This window comes from Virgisporangium ochraceum, from assembly GCF_016863655.1.
GTDB classification, from domain to species: Bacteria; Actinomycetota; Actinomycetes; order Mycobacteriales; family Micromonosporaceae; genus Virgisporangium; species Virgisporangium ochraceum.
In genome coordinates, this window is the sequence record NZ_BOPH01000124.1 from 59583 (window position 1) to 75840 (window position 16258).

Annotated in this window: 14 protein-coding genes; 11 read left to right on the forward strand and 3 right to left on the reverse strand. The window is 72.6% G+C overall.

Annotation, left to right across the window (positions count from 1 at the left end; translation table 11 throughout):
* Position 1: 1 nt before the first annotated feature.
* Together Voc01_RS43355 and Voc01_RS43360 are read right to left on the reverse strand one after the other, a co-directional pair.
* On the reverse strand, positions 2 to 1165 hold the full coding sequence (locus tag Voc01_RS43355) for an aromatic ring-hydroxylating oxygenase subunit alpha (protein ID WP_203933577.1): 1164 nt from the start codon (positions 1163 to 1165) through the stop codon (positions 2 to 4).
* A complete protein-coding gene (locus tag Voc01_RS43360; RefSeq protein ID WP_203933578.1) occupies positions 1165 to 2730 on the reverse strand; it encodes a phytoene desaturase family protein in 1566 nt (521 codons plus the stop codon). The genes Voc01_RS43355 and Voc01_RS43360 overlap by 1 nt, the downstream gene beginning before the upstream one ends.
* Positions 2731 to 2834: 104 nt before the next feature.
* Between Voc01_RS43360 and Voc01_RS43365 the strand changes: the two genes are divergently transcribed.
* From Voc01_RS43365 to Voc01_RS43395, 7 genes are all read left to right on the forward strand, one after another.
* Positions 2835 to 4067, forward strand: coding sequence for a polyamine ABC transporter substrate-binding protein (locus tag Voc01_RS43365; RefSeq protein ID WP_203933579.1), 1233 nt, complete (start codon positions 2835 to 2837; stop codon positions 4065 to 4067).
* Positions 4068 to 4074: 7 nt separating this feature from the next.
* Positions 4075 to 5016: an ABC transporter permease gene (locus Voc01_RS43370; RefSeq protein WP_203933580.1), complete on the forward strand. Its 942-nt coding sequence runs from the start codon at positions 4075 to 4077 to the stop codon at positions 5014 to 5016.
* Positions 5013 to 5852 carry an ABC transporter permease gene (locus tag Voc01_RS43375; protein ID WP_203933581.1) on the forward strand — a complete coding sequence of 280 codons (840 nt, stop codon included), beginning with the start codon at positions 5013 to 5015 and terminating at the stop codon, positions 5850 to 5852. Before Voc01_RS43370 ends, Voc01_RS43375 begins: the two co-directional genes overlap by 4 nt.
* A gap of 250 nt (positions 5853 to 6102) precedes the next feature.
* Positions 6103 to 7149: an LLM class flavin-dependent oxidoreductase gene (locus Voc01_RS43380; RefSeq protein ID WP_203933582.1), complete on the forward strand. Its 1047-nt coding sequence runs from the start codon at positions 6103 to 6105 to the stop codon at positions 7147 to 7149.
* Between the two features lie 79 nt (positions 7150 to 7228).
* The gene (locus tag Voc01_RS43385) at positions 7229 to 7888 is read left to right on the forward strand and encodes a TetR/AcrR family transcriptional regulator (RefSeq protein WP_203933583.1); all 660 of its coding nucleotides are present in this window, start codon (positions 7229 to 7231) and stop codon (positions 7886 to 7888) included.
* Between the two features lie 147 nt (positions 7889 to 8035).
* Entirely contained in the window at positions 8036 to 8698 is a 663-nt protein-coding gene (locus Voc01_RS43390) for a phosphatase PAP2 family protein (RefSeq protein WP_203933584.1), read from the forward strand.
* Positions 8699 to 8898: 200 nt separating this feature from the next.
* A complete protein-coding gene (locus tag Voc01_RS43395) occupies positions 8899 to 10623 on the forward strand; it encodes a GDSL-type esterase/lipase family protein (RefSeq protein WP_203933585.1) in 1725 nt (574 codons plus the stop codon).
* Here the strand turns inward: Voc01_RS43395 and Voc01_RS43400 are convergent.
* Entirely contained in the window at positions 10592 to 11608 is a 1017-nt protein-coding gene (locus Voc01_RS43400; RefSeq protein WP_203933586.1) for an RNA polymerase subunit sigma-70, read from the reverse strand. The two genes, Voc01_RS43395 and Voc01_RS43400, sit on opposite strands and share 32 nt — an antisense overlap.
* Positions 11609 to 11614: 6 nt before the next feature.
* Between Voc01_RS43400 and Voc01_RS43405 the strand changes: the two genes are divergently transcribed.
* From Voc01_RS43405 to Voc01_RS43420, 4 genes are all read left to right on the forward strand, one after another.
* Positions 11615 to 12136 carry a dihydrofolate reductase family protein gene (locus Voc01_RS43405; RefSeq protein ID WP_239160912.1) on the forward strand — a complete coding sequence of 174 codons (522 nt, stop codon included), beginning with the start codon at positions 11615 to 11617 and terminating at the stop codon, positions 12134 to 12136.
* A gap of 48 nt (positions 12137 to 12184) precedes the next feature.
* Positions 12185 to 13432 (forward strand): Gfo/Idh/MocA family protein, encoded by a 1248-nt coding sequence (locus Voc01_RS43410; RefSeq protein WP_203933587.1) that lies wholly within the window; start codon positions 12185 to 12187, stop codon positions 13430 to 13432.
* Positions 13433 to 13448: 16 nt separating this feature from the next.
* Entirely contained in the window at positions 13449 to 15101 is a 1653-nt protein-coding gene (locus Voc01_RS43415) for a beta-N-acetylhexosaminidase (protein WP_203933588.1), read from the forward strand.
* A gap of 89 nt (positions 15102 to 15190) precedes the next feature.
* Positions 15191 to 16198, forward strand: a complete 1008-nt coding sequence (locus Voc01_RS43420) for a tetratricopeptide repeat protein (protein ID WP_203933589.1) — start codon at positions 15191 to 15193, stop codon at positions 16196 to 16198.
* The last annotated feature ends 60 nt before the right edge of the window (positions 16199 to 16258 follow it).

Consider the following 16258-nt stretch of genomic DNA (forward strand, 5'->3'; position numbering starts at 1 on the left):
GTCACCCTCCTACGTGGACGGTCGTCGGCAGCCGGCCGTCGAGGTACGTGCGGGCCACCACGCCGATCGCCTGCGCCACCCCGTCCTCGCTCTCCCGCGACAGCGGGCCGGGCCGGTAGCCGGCGCTGCGGACGCCGCGCTGCACGCTCTCGCACGCGGTCCAGTCCTGCTTGTTCGTGATGTCCCAGAACTGCACCGCGTACGAGGGGTCGAACCCGTCGCGGGCGACCACCTCCGGCGGGAACAGCCACTGGCACCGGATGCGGGTGCGGCCGGCGTCGAGCGGCTCCAGCACGTGCGTCAGCACGTAGTCGGGGTGCGGGCTCAGCAGCAGGGTCGGCACCAGGTGCAGGTACAGGACCTCGCGCCGGGAGGCACCGGTGACGCCCGGCATCGGACCGACCGGGCTCTCCCCGGACACCGACATCGTCTCGGCGCCCTCGCCGAGCTCCATGTTTCCGCCGATCCACATGCCGTCGCTCGCGAACATCTCGCCGCTGTCGGGCGGCGACACCCGGCACAGCTCCGGGTGGATCGACGAGCAGTGGTAGCACTCGTGGTAGTTCTCGATCGCGAGCTTCCAGTTGGCGTTCAGCTCGTAGGTGTGCTCGGCGGCGACGACGAGGCGATCGATGCCGTAGGGCGCGAGCCGCTCGTCGAGCCCGGCGAAGTACGTCGACACCGGCGGCGCCGACCCGTCGGCGTTGACGAACACGAACCCCTGCCACTCGGCGACCGGCACGGGCACGAGGCCGTAAGCGGAGGTGTCGAGGCCGGCGCGGTGGTCGGCGGGCACCCTGTGCAGGCTCCCGTCGAGGTCGAACACCCAGTTGTGGTACGGGCAGGCGATGAAGCGGCCGCTCGCCGTCGCGCCGCAGGGCAGCAGCTCGTGGGCGCGGTGCCGGCAGGTGTTGTGGAACCCGCGCAGCGCGCCGTCCTCACCGCGCACGAGGAGCACGGCCGACGCGTCGAACGGCACGGCCCGCCGCGACCGCGGCTCCCCGACGTCGGTGCTCCGCCCGACGCACACCCAGCCGCCGGCGAGGAGGACCCGCCGCTCCCACGCGAGCACCGCGTCGTCGGTGTAGGCACCGGCCGGCAGCATGGTCCCGGTGCCCGTCAGGCAGGCGCGGACCTCGTCGGGGTCGAGCGGCACGGACGTCATCACCGTCTCCTGTTGTCCTTGAGGATGCGTCGGCTGCACAGGTAGCCGGCGATCCCGGTGACCCCGCCGCCGCCGTGAGTGGCCGACGAGCACTGGTACAGGCCGCGGACCGGCGTGGTGAAGTCGGCGTATCCCGGGGCGGGGCGCAGGTGGAAGAGCTGGTCCGGGGTCAGCTCGCCGTGGAAGATGTTGCCGCCGACGAGCCCGTACTCGTGCTCCATCTCGTGCGGGCCGATCACCTGGCGGTGCAGGATCGAGCCGGCGAAGCCGGGCGCGTGCTTGTCGAACTCGGCGATGACCCGGTCGGCGTACGCGGCCAGCTCCTCGGGCTGCGGGTCGCCCGCCCAGGTGTGCGGCACCCACTGGGTGAACATCGACATGATGTGCGTTCCGGGTGGGCAGAGTGTGTCGTCCACAGTGGACGGTATGACCGAGTCGGAGAACGGACGGGCCGCGGCCCGGCCCTCACGCGCGTCCTGGAACGCTCTTTCCAGATACTCCAGCGACTGCGCCAGCTCGATGGCGCCGGAGTGGTCGGCGAGGTCGGGGCGCGCGGCGAAGCGCGGCAGCCCCGACAGCGCGACGTTGATCTTCACGGTGCCGCTGCGGGTGCGCAGCCGCTCGATGTCGCTGACGAAGTCGGCCGGCAGCTCGGAGCGGTCGAGGTGCCGGAGGAACGTGAGCTTCGGGTGGGTCGCCGCGACCACGACCGGCGCCCGGAACTCGCGGCCGTCGCGGGTGGCGACCCCGACCGCGCGACCGTTCTCGACGAGGATCCGCTCCACCGGCGAACCGGTACGCACCGTGGCGCCGAACGCCTCCGCCGAGGCGCGGATCGAAGCCGACACCGCGCCCATGCCGCCGACCGGGTACCCCCAGCCGCCCATCTTGCCGTCGCCGATGTCGCCGATGGTGTGGTGCATCATCACGTACGCCGTGCCCGGCGCCTCCGGGCCGGCCCACGTGCCGATGATGCCGTTGACGGCCATCAGCCCCTTGACCTCCGGCGAGGTGAACCACTCGTTCAGCACGTCGGAGATGCTCATCGTGAACAGCCGCACCGCGTCGGCCGACCGCCGCACGTCGAGGCCACGCAGCCCCCACGCCATCCGCAGCTGGTCGACCAGGTCGCGGGGGCGCCGCGACCCGACCCGCGGCGGCGTGCGCAGCAGCAGCGGGGCGAGCACGTCGCCGACACCGCGCAGCCACGCGTCGAACCGGGGCATGGCCTCGGCGTCGGCCTTCGAGAACGCCGCCAGCTCGTCGTGGTCGGCGGCCGGGTCCTCGGTGAGCAGCAGCGACCGGCCGTCGTCGTACGGCGCGAACGACGGGCCCATCGGGACGACCCGGTACCCGTGCTCGCGCAGCCGGAGCCCGTCGATGATCGTCGGCGGCATCAGGCTCATCACGTACGACAGGGCGGTGACCTTGAACTCCGGGCCCCACGGGGTCTCGGTGGTGGCCGCTCCGCCGGTGTTGTCGCGGGCCTCCAGCACGAGCGGGCGCAGCCCGGCCCTGGCGAGGTACGCCGCGGCGACCAGGCCGTTGTGCCCACCGCCGATCACGATCGCCGAACACTCACGGTCTGGCTCTTGTGACCGGGGCGTCATGTCGACAGACTAACTGAATCACCAGTCAGTTTGGCAAGCATCACGAGGCGGCCCTTCACATGACCTTCCATCCCCGGGAGAACCGCGGTTCCCGCCGGCAGTTCCTCACTCTCGGCGCCCTCGCCGCGGCCGCGGGTACGGGCGTTCTGGCCGGCTGCGGCCGGCAGCGCGAGGAGGCGGCTCCCCCGTCCGAACAGGTGGCACTCAGCCGTCCGGACAAGCCGGCGACGCTTCCCCTGCACTCCGACGTGCCGGCCATCAAGGACGGCCTCGCGCCCGAGAAGGGCGGCACGCTCAAGATCTTCAACTACCCGGAGTACATCTCGCCCGACGTCATCAAGGCGTTCGGCGAGGAGCACGGCGTCACCGTCGAGGTCACGACGTTCACCACGCAGGACGAGGCGATCGCCAAGCTGCGCACCGCCGGCACGGCCTTCGACGTCTACTTCCCGACGCCCGACATCGTCGGCAAGCTGGTCGCGGGCAAGCTGCTGCAGCCGCTGAACCGCAGCTACCTCACGAACCTGGGCAACGCCTGGCCGGAGCTGCAGGACCCGTTCTACGACAAGGGCTCGCGCTACACCGTCCCCTACACCGCGTTCACCACCGGCATCCTGTACCGGGCCGACCGGGTCCCGACGGTGCCGGCCAACGGGTGGGACCTGATCTGGGACCCGGCGCACAAGGGCCAGACGTACGTGCTCGACGACGGCCGCGAAGGGCTGTCGCTGGCGATGCTGAAGGTCGGGAAGACCGACCTGAACACCGAGGACCCGGCCGTCATCAAGGCCGCCGGCGAGGAGCTGCTGAAGCTGAACTCCACGGTCAACGTCAAGGTGTCCGCCGGCGGTTACCAACTCGTCGCCGAGGGCCAGGCGACGGTGCACCACGCGTGGTCCGGCGACGCGGTCAACGCGCAGTCGTACCTCGGCGAGGACGTCGCCGCCGACGTGCTGGCGTACTGGTTCCCGACCGACCGCAAGGGTCCGGTGGGCACCGACACCATCGCGATCCCGAGGTCCGCCGAGAAGCCGGTGCTCGCCCATCTCTTCCTGAACCACATGATCGACAACGACATCGCGCTGGAGAACTTCGGCTTCACCGGCTACCAGCCGGCGCTGTCGGTCGTGACCCCGGAGAAGATGATCGCCGACGAGTTCATCGCCGAGAACCTGTCCAGCGCGATCGTCAGCCCCGCGCACTACCGCGACGGCCTGCAGGAGCTGCAGCTGTCGCCGGCCGGCGACCGGCTGTGGCTCGACGAGTGGGCGAAGTTCAAGGCCGGCAAGTGAGTCCGCGGTGACGACAGCGCCGCTTACGCCCCTTTCCGCGCCGCCGTCCCCGTCCACACGGGGCCGGCGGCGCGGCCGTGCGCGGGACGGGCTGTGGGCGGCGCTGGCCACCCCGGGAACACTGTGGCTCGTCGCGCTCCTCGTCGTGCCGTTCTACTCGATCGCCGCGGTCGCGTTCGGCTACCGAGACCCGCTGTTCGGCTCGCCGGTGCCCGAGTGGAACCCGACCTACTGGGACACCACGACGTTCCTCGACGCGGTCCGCAGCACGTTCGTCGGTGACCTGCGGCCGGTCTTCGTGCGGACGCTCGTGTTCGTCGGCGTCGCGTTGCTGATCTGCGTGGCCATCGGCTACCCGATCGCCTACTACCTCGCCCGCCACGCCGGCCGGTACCGGGGGCTGCTGCTCGGGCTCATCCTCGCGCCGTGGTGGATCAACTACCTGACCCGGATGCTGGCCTGGCTGAGCCTCCTGCAGGACGACGGGTACGTCAACGACGTCCTGACGTTCCTGCACCTGCCGGCGGTGCAGTGGCTGTCGGGCCGGCCGTACACGGTGATCCTCGCGCTGGTCTACGGCTACATCCCGTTCTTCATCGTGCCCCTGTACGCCACCCTCGACCGCATCGACGGGCGGCTGCTCGACGCGTCACGCGACCTCGGCGTCGGCGGCGTGCGGACGTTCCTGCACGTCACGCTGCCGCTGAGCCGGCCCGGTCTGCTGACCGCGTGCGTGGTGACCGCGCTGCCGATGTTCGGCGACTACTACACCAACACGCTGGTGTCGGGCTCGCCCCGCACCACGATGGTCGGCAACCAGATCGAGCTGTACCTGCTCGGCGGGTCGCGCCAGGACATGGGCGCGTCGCTGGTCCTCATCATGTCGGCGATGCTCATGGTGCTGATGGCCTACTACCTCATCTCGTCGCAGCGCGCGGAGCGGACATGAAGCGCCGCCCGCTGTTCCTCGCCGCCCTGACGTGGCTGTACGTCGTGTGGTCGCTGGCGCCGGTGCTGCTGGCGGTGCAGTTCTCCTTCAACGCCGGCCGGTCGCGCAGCACCTGGCAGGGCTTCTCGACACGGTGGTACTGCTGCGACCCGAGCTCGGTGGTCGAGGACCCGAGCCTGCGCCTGGCGCTGTTCAACAGCGTGGTGCTCGCGCTGCTCACGACGCTGTTCGCCACGCCGCTGGGCGTCGCGCTCGCGCTGGGACTGGCGCGCTGGCGCGGCCGGACGAGCCGGGCCGCCAACGGCCTCATGCTGATCCCGCTCGCCACACCGGAACTGGTGCTGGGAAGCGCGCTGTTCCTCGTGTTCACCAACCTCTACACGCTGATCCCGCTCGGCCGGCCCGCGCAGGTGCTCGGCCACGTCACGTTCTCGATCTCGTACGTGGTCGTCATCGTCCGCGCACGGCTCGCGTCGATCGGACCGGAGTACGAGGCGGCCGCCCGCGACCTGGGCGCGACCCGGCTGCAGGCGGTACGCACCGTCCTGCTCCCGCTGCTCTACCCGGCGATCGTCGCTGGCGCGCTGATCGTGTTCGCCTCCTCGATGGACGACTTCGTCATCAGCGCGTTCCTGTCCGTCGACGCGTCGTCGGCCACCGTGCCGATCCGCCTGTACTCGGTTGCGCGCACCGCACCGACGCCGGCGCTCAACGCGCTGGCGGCGCTGCTCCTGGTGGGCTCGACGGTCGCGATCGTGCTCGCGTGGGTGGTCCTGCGCAAGCGGGCCAGCGGCACCGGGTCGGCCCTGAAGGAGATGGCCTCGATCGACGTCTGACGCCCGGTCGGCTGCTCTCCCCGCAGCTTCGATGTGCCGGGTGGGAGGTCATGAACATCAACAAGCGGATCTGAGGTTCATAACCTCCCACCCATCAGCCCAACCGCTTCCAGGATCTGCCACGACCCGCCGTTCGTCGACGGTGCTCGATCCCCGTGGCGCCAGGGCCATCCGGCCCTTGACATCGCGGACCGCGACAATGACTATGCGCTTAGTCACGCTGGGTGAGTCGTCCGTCGATGGAGAGTGCATGCGCACCGGAATCGTGGTCACCGCACGCCCGGGCGTCGAGGAGCTGGCCGCGCGCGCCGAGCAGCTCGGCTTCGCCAGCTTCTGGGTCTACGACACCCCGATGCTCAACGGCGACCCGTTCGTCTCGCTGGCGCTGTGCGCCAGGGCGACGAGCGTCATCAAGCTGGGCATCGGCGTCACCTCACCGGCGCTGCGGTCGGCGCCGGCGGCGGCCGCAGCGGTGTCGAGCCTGAACGCGATCGCGCCCGGCCGGATCATCTGCGGGGTCGGCACCGGCAACACGGCCCGCCGGGCCCTCGGGATGCCGCCGACCCCGATGGCCGAGGTCGAGTCGTTCACGCGCGCGTTGCGCGACCTCACCGCCGGCCGGGAGACCCGGTACACGGAGGGCACGCGGACCCGGGACATCCGGTTCCTGCACGTCGGACCGTACGTCAACACCGCGGACCCGGTGGAGTTCGTCATCGCGGCGTACGGGCCTGCCATGGCCGCGATGGCCGGCCGGCTGGGTGCCGGGCTCGTCTCGTTCGGGCTCCTCGTCCCGCAGGTGTGGTCGGCGTTCGTCGACGTGCGCCGGCGGGCGGCCGCCGCCGCGGGGACGACCGGCCGCGCCGACTCGTACGTGATGACGTCGATGCACGTCCTGGCCGACGGGGAGGACCGGTACGGCCCCGCGGCGCGGGACGCCATCGGCCACGTCGTGTTGGCGCTGCTCATCTTCGCGGCCGACAATCCCGGCCTCGGCGGCCCGCTCCAGCCGGCCGAGGCCGACGCCGTGCGGCGGTTGCTGGAACGGCGCCGCACCACCGCGACCGCGATCGACCGGTACCAGACGCTGTACCGCAACTACCTCGGCCGCATCGACCCCGCCGACCGCGACCTCGTCCTACCGTCCCTTGTGGACAGACTTGCGCTGGTGGGCACCCGCGACGAGCTGATCGAGCACCTCGCGGTCCTGGAGTGCGCCGGCGTCGACGAGATCGTGGTGCAGCCCGTCGTCGACCCGGAGCGCGAGCTGGCCGTTCTGGCGGAGCTGATGGCCTGAGCCGGCGCTCCACGGTCGCCTAATGAGCGCATCGTCACCGGGTAGACTGCCGGGGTCGAGATGGAGGTGACCGGCGCGGATGGCACGACGGCAGGCCCGGTTCACCACCCAGGATCTCGTGGACGACCCCCGGTTGGACGACCACTCGCCCGGGCTGTGGAGCGAGGAGCTTCCCGAGGTCGCCCGGCGGCTGCTGTCGTCGGCGGTGCGGTGCTTCGCCAAGAACGGTTACCACGCCACCACGACCCGCGACATCACCGCCGCCGTCGGGCTCAGCCCCGCGGCGATGTACGTGCATTTCCCGTCGAAGGAGCTCGTGCTCTTCGAGATCATGCTCGCCGGGCACCGGCGGGCGCTGGCGTGCGTGAGCGACCCGGCCGTCCCCGAGACCGCGGACGCGGCCGACCGGCTGCGGGCGATCGTCTCCCGGTACACGGCCTGGCACGCCCGTCACCACGTCGCCGCCCGCGTGTGCCAGTTCGAGTTGGCCGCGCTCACCGCCGAGCACTACGCGGAGATCCTCGACCTGCGGCACCGCACGAACGAGTTCTTCCGCGACGCCGTCACCCGCGGGGTGGCCGACGGGTCCTTCGCCGACGTCGACGTCAAGCGGGTCACCCGCGCGATGCTGTCGCTCAGCATCGACCTGGTGCGGTGGTACCGGCTCGACGGCTCCGACCCGCCGGAGCGGCTCGGACAGTTCTACGCCGACCTCGCGTTGAAGCTCGTCGAGGGCTGAAGCTCGCGGTCCGCGGGGTTCCGCGCAGCTCGGCAGGGCACACCAGAAACCCGCACCCCAGGTCGGCCAGTTGCCCGGCTTACCGGGCGGCGCCCGGGCTGCGAGCGTCTCCACCAGCAGCATCCCCCGGCGAAGGGCGGCACCGGCATGATCTCCACCGAGCGGATCGTCGTCGTGTCGGGGCTCGTCACCGCCGCGGTGGTCGTCGCCGTGACGTCCGTCGTGGCCAGCGGTGGACGGGTGGGCGCCGCGGAGCGGGCGGTGTTCGAGGCCGTCAACGGGCTGCCCGACGCCCTGCACGGCCCGATGTGGGTGCTCCAGCTGATGGGGGTGACGGGCACCGCGGTCGTCGTCGCGCTGGTCGCGGCGTGGCGCCGGCGGTACCGGCTGGCGGTGGCGCTCGTGGCGCTGGTCCCGGCGAAGCTGCTCGCGGAGCGGGCCGTCCTCAAGGTGCTGGTCCACCGGGAACGGCCCGGCACCACCGTGCCGCACGCCGACCTGCGCGACGCCGCGCCGACCGGGCTCAGCTTCCCGTCCGGGCACGCGATCATCGCGTTCGGTATCGCCACGCTGCTCACGCCGTTCCTCGGCCGGTGGGGGCGGGTCACGGTCTGGACGCTGGCCGTGCTCAACAACGTCTCCCGCGTCTACCTGGGCGCCCACAACCCGCTCGACGTCGCCTGCGGCGCGGCCGTCGGCGTGATCCTCGGGTGCGCACTGACGTGGCTTGTGGTCCGGGACGCCGGGCCGCGTACGACCCGGGAGGTGCAGGGCTCGGCGTCGCCGCCCGAACGGCGTCCACCGCGATGACGGACGGTGACCGTCCGGGTGGCGCACCTCCTCGCACCGGACTGACCTTGCTGACCTGACGGTGGCACCCACACGGGGTACGCCGGGCAGGTGGCACGCCCGACCCGCTGATCGACGAAGGACGACCGGGCGTGGAATGTACCGGGAACAGCCACTCCGGAACGCTGGGGGCGATGACCGAACTCGACGGAGCGTCCCCAATGACCCGTGTCCTTGCCCGAATGACCGTGGCGGCCCTTGCCGCGACTGTCGGCACGGTCGCCTCGGCGACCCTGGTCGCCGTTCCGGCCGCCGCCGCGCCGGCGATCCGGAACTACGTGGCGCTGGGGGACTCCTACTCGAGCGGCGAAGGGCTCGCGCCCTACGAGCGCGGCACGAACACCACGTCCAACAGCTGCCACCGGTCCGACCAGGCGTACCCGGACCTGGTGGCCGACCGGCTCGGGCGCGGTACGACCTTCGTCTTCCGGGCCTGCTCCGGAGGCCGGATCGCCGCGCTGACGACGAGCTTCAAGACCGAGCCGGCCCAGACGACCTGGCTGTCGGGCACCACCGACCTAGTGACCATCTCGATCGGGGGCAACGACGCCGAGTGGGCCGACACGATCAGGGCCTGCGCACAGGTCCACAACGGCGGGGTCGACAAACCGACCCTGTGGGACGGGTTCGCCGACTGCGACGCGAAGATCGCGGCCGGCCCCGCGCTGATCGAGAACATCACCAACCACCTCTACGCCTCGTACAAGCTCATCCGTAGCAAGGCACCCACGGCGAAGATCCGGGTGATGACCTACCCGCCGATCTTCCCCGACCGGGCCGACACCACGAAGGCGTGCGCGCTGGCCCGCAGGGCCGGCCTCACCATCGCGCTCAGCGCCACCCGCGAGCGGCAGATGATGAACCTGCAGAAGCAGCTCAACTCGGCCATCGTTCTGGCCACCAACCGCATGCGTACCGACTTCGAGCTCGGCGACGTGTTTCCCGCCGACCCGACCGAGGACTGGGGCGGCTACCGGTACGGGCACACCATCGACTGCGGCGACTCCGGCCGGCCGAAGCCGTGGATCAACGCGCTGCGCACCGAGAACTGGCCGAAGGCACCGATGGGCAAGGACCTCAGGGCGTGGTGGACCGCGAACGCGAAGGAGGTCTTCGTCCAGTCGCCCGGGTCGTTCCATCCGACGGTCGCCGGGCAGAAGGCCATGGCACAGACGATGTACCGGACACTGTCGTTCACCGCACCGGCCACACCCTTGCGGATCCTCACCACGAGGTTGCCCCAGGCGACCGCCGGCACGTTCTACACCGCCTCACTCCAGGCGAAGGGCGGCACCCTGCCCTACCGGTGGTCCGTCTCCCGGGGCGACCTTCCGGCCGGGCTCACCCTCGCGGCCGACGGATCCATCACCGGCACCCCGCACAGCGTCGACGGGCCGGCCACCAGCACGGTCACGGTGGTGGTCGCCGACGGGAGGAACGTGGTCGAGAGCCGCCAGCTCAGCCTGTCGGTGAGGCCCGGCGCGAACCCTGTGACGGGTGTGCTCGTGAAGGCGGCCATGGACGGTCAGCCGGTACCCGAGGGCGGGCAGTTCTTCGAAGCGTCGTTCGTGGCGCAGTACCGGTCCGGCACGGTTCGGATCACCGGAAGCGCCGACGGCACGGAGCAGGTCACCGTCGACGACGTCCTCTCGGTGACCGTGAACCGTCCGGACGGGACGACCCGCGACCTCACGCGCGACTTCAGCGGTGGATGCGGACCCCTGGCCGGGAGCACGCTGGACCTCACCCCGCTGCTGCTCCCGGGCGACAACACGTTGACCATCGTGCTGCGCGACCAGTGCGGCTCGGCGGTCGGCAACACCGACATCTACCTCAACGCCGAGAACACGACGTTCAGGCCGGGCGTGCCGGTCGCGACCACCTGACCGGCCCCGGTGGCCAGGGACCTGTCGTCGTGGCGGGAAGGGCGAAGAGGTCGAACAGCGCCGGGTCGGCGAACGTGACGTTGCGCCGGATGAGGCCGTCGGCGATCTCGAACACCTGCAGGGAGTGGGCGTGGAGTACGCCGGTCAGCGGGTCCGGGACGTATGCGGCGAGCGCGTGGCCGCCGTTGGCCCGCACGTGCCGGAGGTGCCAGTCGGGGCCGCGCATGGCGTAGACGCGCTCCATGAACCGCGCGTAGTGGGCACGGCCGGCCAGCCACAGCGGCACAGGCGGCATCTCCAGCGCCACGTCGTCGGCCAGGAGCCGCGTCAGGCCGGGAACGTCAGCGGCCTCGAACGCGGTCAGGTAGCGCTCCACGACCGCGCGCTCCCCGGCGTCGGACGGTTCGCGCACGGTGTCGAGGGCCGGCGCGGCGACGCGGAGGGCGGCGCGGGCGCGCTGGAGGCTGCTGTTCACCGACGCGACGGTGGTGTCGAGGGTCTCGGCCACCTCGGCGGCCGACAGTTGCAGCACCTCCCGCAGCACCAGCGCGGCCCGCTGGCGGGCGGGCAGGGTCTGGAGCGCCGCCACGAACGCCAGACGGAGTCCGGCGCGCTGGGCCACTGCGTCGGCGGGGTCGCCGAGCCGTGCGTCGGGGAACGGCTGCAGCCAGGGGATGTCCGTGCTCGGGGTCAGCGGCGCCTGCGGGTCGTCGCCGGCGGGGCCGAGGCCGCTCGGCAGCGGACGCCGGGACCGGCCCTCGAGCGCGGTGAGACAGACGTTGGTGGCGATGCGGTGCAGCCACGTGCGCAGCGACGCCCGTCGCGGATCGTACCGGTCGGCCGCGCGCCAGGCCCGGAGCAGGGTCTCCTGGACCATGTCCTCGGCCTCGTCAACGGAACCGAGCATCCGGTAGCAGTGCGCCAGCAGGTCACCGCGGAACGTCTCGTACCGCTGCTCCCCGTCCCGTGATGCCGTGCCGACCATCCGCTGGTGTCCGACCCGGACGGGCGGTGGGGTACCGGGTACGGCGGTTGGGCGTTCCGGTTCGGGCGGGGACCGGTCAGCGACGACAAGTTCCGCCTCGGAACGCGGATGGAACGGGGGGTTCAGCTGTACGGGCGGCGGACCTGGGAGCACTTCGCCCGGCTGTGGCCCGGCCGCGACAGCGACTTCGCCCGGGTGATGAACGCCGTTCCCAAGCGCGTGGCGACCCGCACCGGCATCGACGCGGCCGCCTGGTCGAACTCCGCGGCGATCGCCGGCGACCCGGTCGCCTGGGTCACCGACGAACGCGCGCGGCGCGATGTCGTGGTGATCGGCAGCGTGAGCCTGGTGCACGCGCTCGCGGCCGCCGACGTGGTGGACGAGTACCGGATCGTCACGTTCCCCACCGTCGTCGGTGCGGGTGACCGTTTGTTCGCCGCGGGCGCGCCGGTCGACTTCCGGTTCACCGTCGTGGAGCCCGCCGACGCCGGCGCGTTCACGGTGCTCCGGCGCGTCCGCTCGACCTGACGCCCGGCCTTCTGGTCTATACCATGGTCACGGACGTGGGGAGGCCGGATGGACCGACGCGACGGGGCGGTGACACTCGCGGTCGTCGGTGCGGGCAACCGTGGCCGGCAGTACGCGGGCCTGGCGGTCCGCCACGGGCGGGCCCGCGTGGTGGCGGTCGCCGAGCCGCTCCCGGCGCGTCGCGAGGCGTTCGCCCGGGCGCACGACGTGCCGGCCGACGCGGTGTTCGACGACTGGCGCACGCTCGCCGCGCGACCGAAGTTGGCCGACGCCGTCATCGTCGCCACCCAGGACCGCGACCACGTCGGACCCGCCGTGGCGCTGGCCGGGGCGGGCTACGACATCCTGCTGGAGAAGCCGATCGCGCCGACCGAGGGCGAGGCGGAGACGATCGTCGCGGCGGCGGAGCGGGCCGGTGTGCGGCTGGCCGTCTGCCACGTGCTGCGGTACACCCCGCACACCCGGCTCGTCCGCCGGCTGCTCGACGAGGGCCGGATCGGCGACATCGTGACCGTGCAGCACCTCGAACCGATCGGCTGGTGGCACTTCGCGCACTCGTACGTGCGCGGCAACTGGCGCACCGGCACACCCATGCTCCTCGCCAAGGCGTGCCACGACGTCGACTGGCTGCAGTACCTCGTGGGTCGCCGCGCGGTGCGGGTCTCGTCGTTCGGCGGGCTGTTCCACTTCCGTCCCGACCGGGCGCCGTCCGGCGCCGGCGAGCGCTGCGTCTCCTGCGCGGCCGAGCCCACGTGCCCGTACTCGGCGGTGCGGCTGTACCCGTCCTTCCTCGGCGACCCCGACCGCGAACGCTGGCCGCTCGCGACGGTCGTCGACGAACCGACGGCCGCGGCCGTCGACGCGGCACTGCGCGAGGGTCCGTACGGCCGCTGCGTGTACACCTGCGACAACGACGCGGTCGACCACCAGGTCGTCACGATCGAGTACGAGGGCGGCGTGACCGCCTCGCTCACCGCGACCGCGTTCACCCCGATGTCCGACCGCCGGACCCGCGTCATGGGCACCCGCGGCTACCTCGACACCGACGGCCGGACCGTCCGCGTCTACGACTTCCTCACCGCCGGCGAGGAGGCCTTCGAGGTCGGCGCCGGCACCGACGCGTCGGCCGCGCGGGGCCACGGCGGCGGCGACGCCGGTCTCGTCGACGCGTTCCTCGCCGCGCTCACCACCGACCCGGCCCGCATCACCACCGGCCCGGCCGAGTCGATGGCCAGCCACCGCGTGGTGTGGGCGGCCGAACGCGCCCGCCGCGAGGGAACCGTCGTCGACCTGTAGGCAACCGGAGGATGAGTTGAGCGATCGCTACCAGAGTCTCGTGCCGCGTCCGCTCGTCGCCCGTCGCGGCGAGGGAAGCGTCGAGCTCGGCCGGGACACCGTGCTCGTGGCCGGGCCGGGTGCGGGGGCCGCCGCCGACGCGGTTCGGGTCCTGCTCGCTCCGCTGCGACTGCCGTTGCGGCCCGCGTCGGACGCCGGGACCGACGCGGTCACGGTGCGGCTCGACCCCACCCTGGACGGCGGGCCGGAGGCGTACCGGGTGACGGTCGACGGCGCCGGTGTCGGGCTCACCGGGTCCACTGTGGACGGTGTGCGCCACGCCGCCCAGGTGCTGCGGCAGCTGCTGCCCGACGCCGCGTGGCGGTCGACCCCGCCGCCGGGTACCCGCTGGACCGTGCCGTGCGGCGAGGTCACCGACGCGCCCGCCCTCGCCTGGCGCGGCGGCATGCTCGACGTCACCCGGCACTTCTTCAGCAAGCACACGCTCCTGCGTTACGTCGACCTGTTCGCGATGCACCGCCTCAACCGGCTGCACCTGCACCTCACCGACGACCAGGGCTGGCGGATCGAGTCGCGCCGCCACCCGCGGCTGCACGAGGTGGGCGCCCACCGCGCGGAGACCCAGATCCGGCACGACCGCGACGGCGCCGCCGACGGCACCCCGCACGGCGGCTACTACACACTCGACGACCTGGCCGAGGTCGCGGCGTACGCGGCGGAACGGGGCGTCACCGTGGTACCCGAGATCGACCTGCCGGGCCATGCCTCGGCGCTCCTGGCCGCCTACCCCGAGTTCGGAACCGGTGAGCACACCGTGCGCGGTGGCTGGGGCATCTCCAACGCCGTGGTGCGGCCGTTGCCCGCGACGGTGCGGTTCCTCACCGAGGTGCTCGACGAGCTGGCCGACGCCGTGCCGGGACCGTACGTCCACCTCGGCGGCGACGAGGTGCCGATGCGTGACTGGGCCGCCGACCCGGAGATCAGGGCGCACCAGGAGGCGCTCGGGTACGACGGTCCCATCGGGCTCTTCGGCCACTTCCTGCGCGAGCTCGCCACGCACCTGGCCGGGCGCGGCCGGCAGACCCTGGTGTGGGACGAGGGGTTCGTCGGCGGCGGCATGCTGCCGGACTCGATCGTCACCGCCTGGCGCGGCGACGCCGTCGCCCGGCGTGCGGCCGCGGCCTGCTACCGGGTCGTGCGCTGCCCGGTGTACCCGACCTACTTCGACTACGACCAGTCCGACCGGCCCGACGAGCCGCTGTCGATCGGCGGCCCCAACACGCTGGCCGACGTCGCCGGGTTCGAACCGGTGCCCGGCACCTGGAGCGGAGCGGAACGCGCGAACGTGATCGGCGCGCAGTTCCAGGTCTGGAGCGAGTACATCCCCGACGCGCGTCACCTCGACTACATGGTGTTCCCGCGGGCGAGCGCGTTCGCCGAGGTGGCCTGGACCGGTCGGCCCGCCGGCGACATCAGGCTCGACGACCATCTCGGACGGCTGGCGGCGGCCGGCTGCGGGTTCCGCCCGCTGGACGGTCCCCTGCCGTGGCAGACGGGCGGCACCGGTCGCCGCCGGCGCGCACCGGGCACGCGGATCGCGCAGGTCCGCGAGTACCTGGAGAACGCGTCGGAGCACGCCGAGGTGCCGGCGGACGGGGTGTCCCTGTAGCGGGTCGGCGTCCGCCGGATATGTAGCGGTTCGGCGTCCGCCGGATATCTGACGGACCTCGGCGCCGGTCGTCGGTAGCGTGCGGTCCCATGGACCTGGAGACCGCCGCGGACCTGCTCGACCTGGCCGAGGAGGCGCACCGCCGCCGGCGCCGGCAGGACCCCGACGCGGAGCGCGTGGTGGAGGCGCGCTACCCCGAGGTCCGGGAGGCGCTGGACCGGTACGGCAGCTCCGACACCGCCTTCCGCTTCGCCGGCGCCCTCGTCCCCTTCTGGATCGCGACCAGGCGGATCGACGACGGCGCCGCCTGGTTCGACCGCGCGCTGCGGGACCCCGACGTGGGCGCCGCCGTGCGCGCCCGGGCGCTGCACGACCACGGCTACCTCGTGTTCTGGGCGGGCCGCTACGAGCTGGCCGGGCAGCGGTTCGCGGAGTCGCTGGCGGTCGCCGAGGAGGAGGGCGACGCGTCGCTGCAGGCGCTCGCGCTCGCGGGTCTCGGCCGGGTCGCCCTCAACGCGGACCCGGCCCGCGCCGTGCGGCTGCTGAGACGCGCCGAGTCGGTGACGGCCGGACTCGACGACGCCGACCCGGGGCGGTCGGGAGCGCTGCACGTGCTCGGCGTGGCCCTGCAGATGGCGGGCGACCTCACCGCGGCCCGGGAGGTCATGGCGGCGCGGCTGGCGACCGGCCGGGCCCGCGGCGACGAGTTCGTGGTGTGGAGCGAGTCGGCGAACCTGAGCATGGTGGAGCGTCGGCTCGGCAACCTCGACCGGGCCGAGGAGCTGTCCCGCGAGGCGCTGGCCCTGTGCGCGCGGCGGTCCGACGCGATGGCCACGGCGTGGATGCTCAACGGCCTCGCCGCGGTGACGGCGGCGCGGGGCCGGTTCGAACGGGCGGCGGTCCTGCACGGGCACGCCGCCGAGCAGCTGCGCCGCGCGGGTGGCGAGTGGCCGGCCGACGAGCGGGCCCAGCACGAGGAGACCCGTGCCGGCCTCGACGCCAACCTACCGGCCGGCGCCGTCGAGCGCCTGCGCGGCCGCGGCGCGGCCCTGACCCCGGAGGCGGGGCTCGCCTACGCACTGTCCACAGTGGACTAGTGTCCCGAGTCGCAGGTTCGCGCGCAGTCGCGGATCGGGCGCCGGCCGCCTTGATCGTCG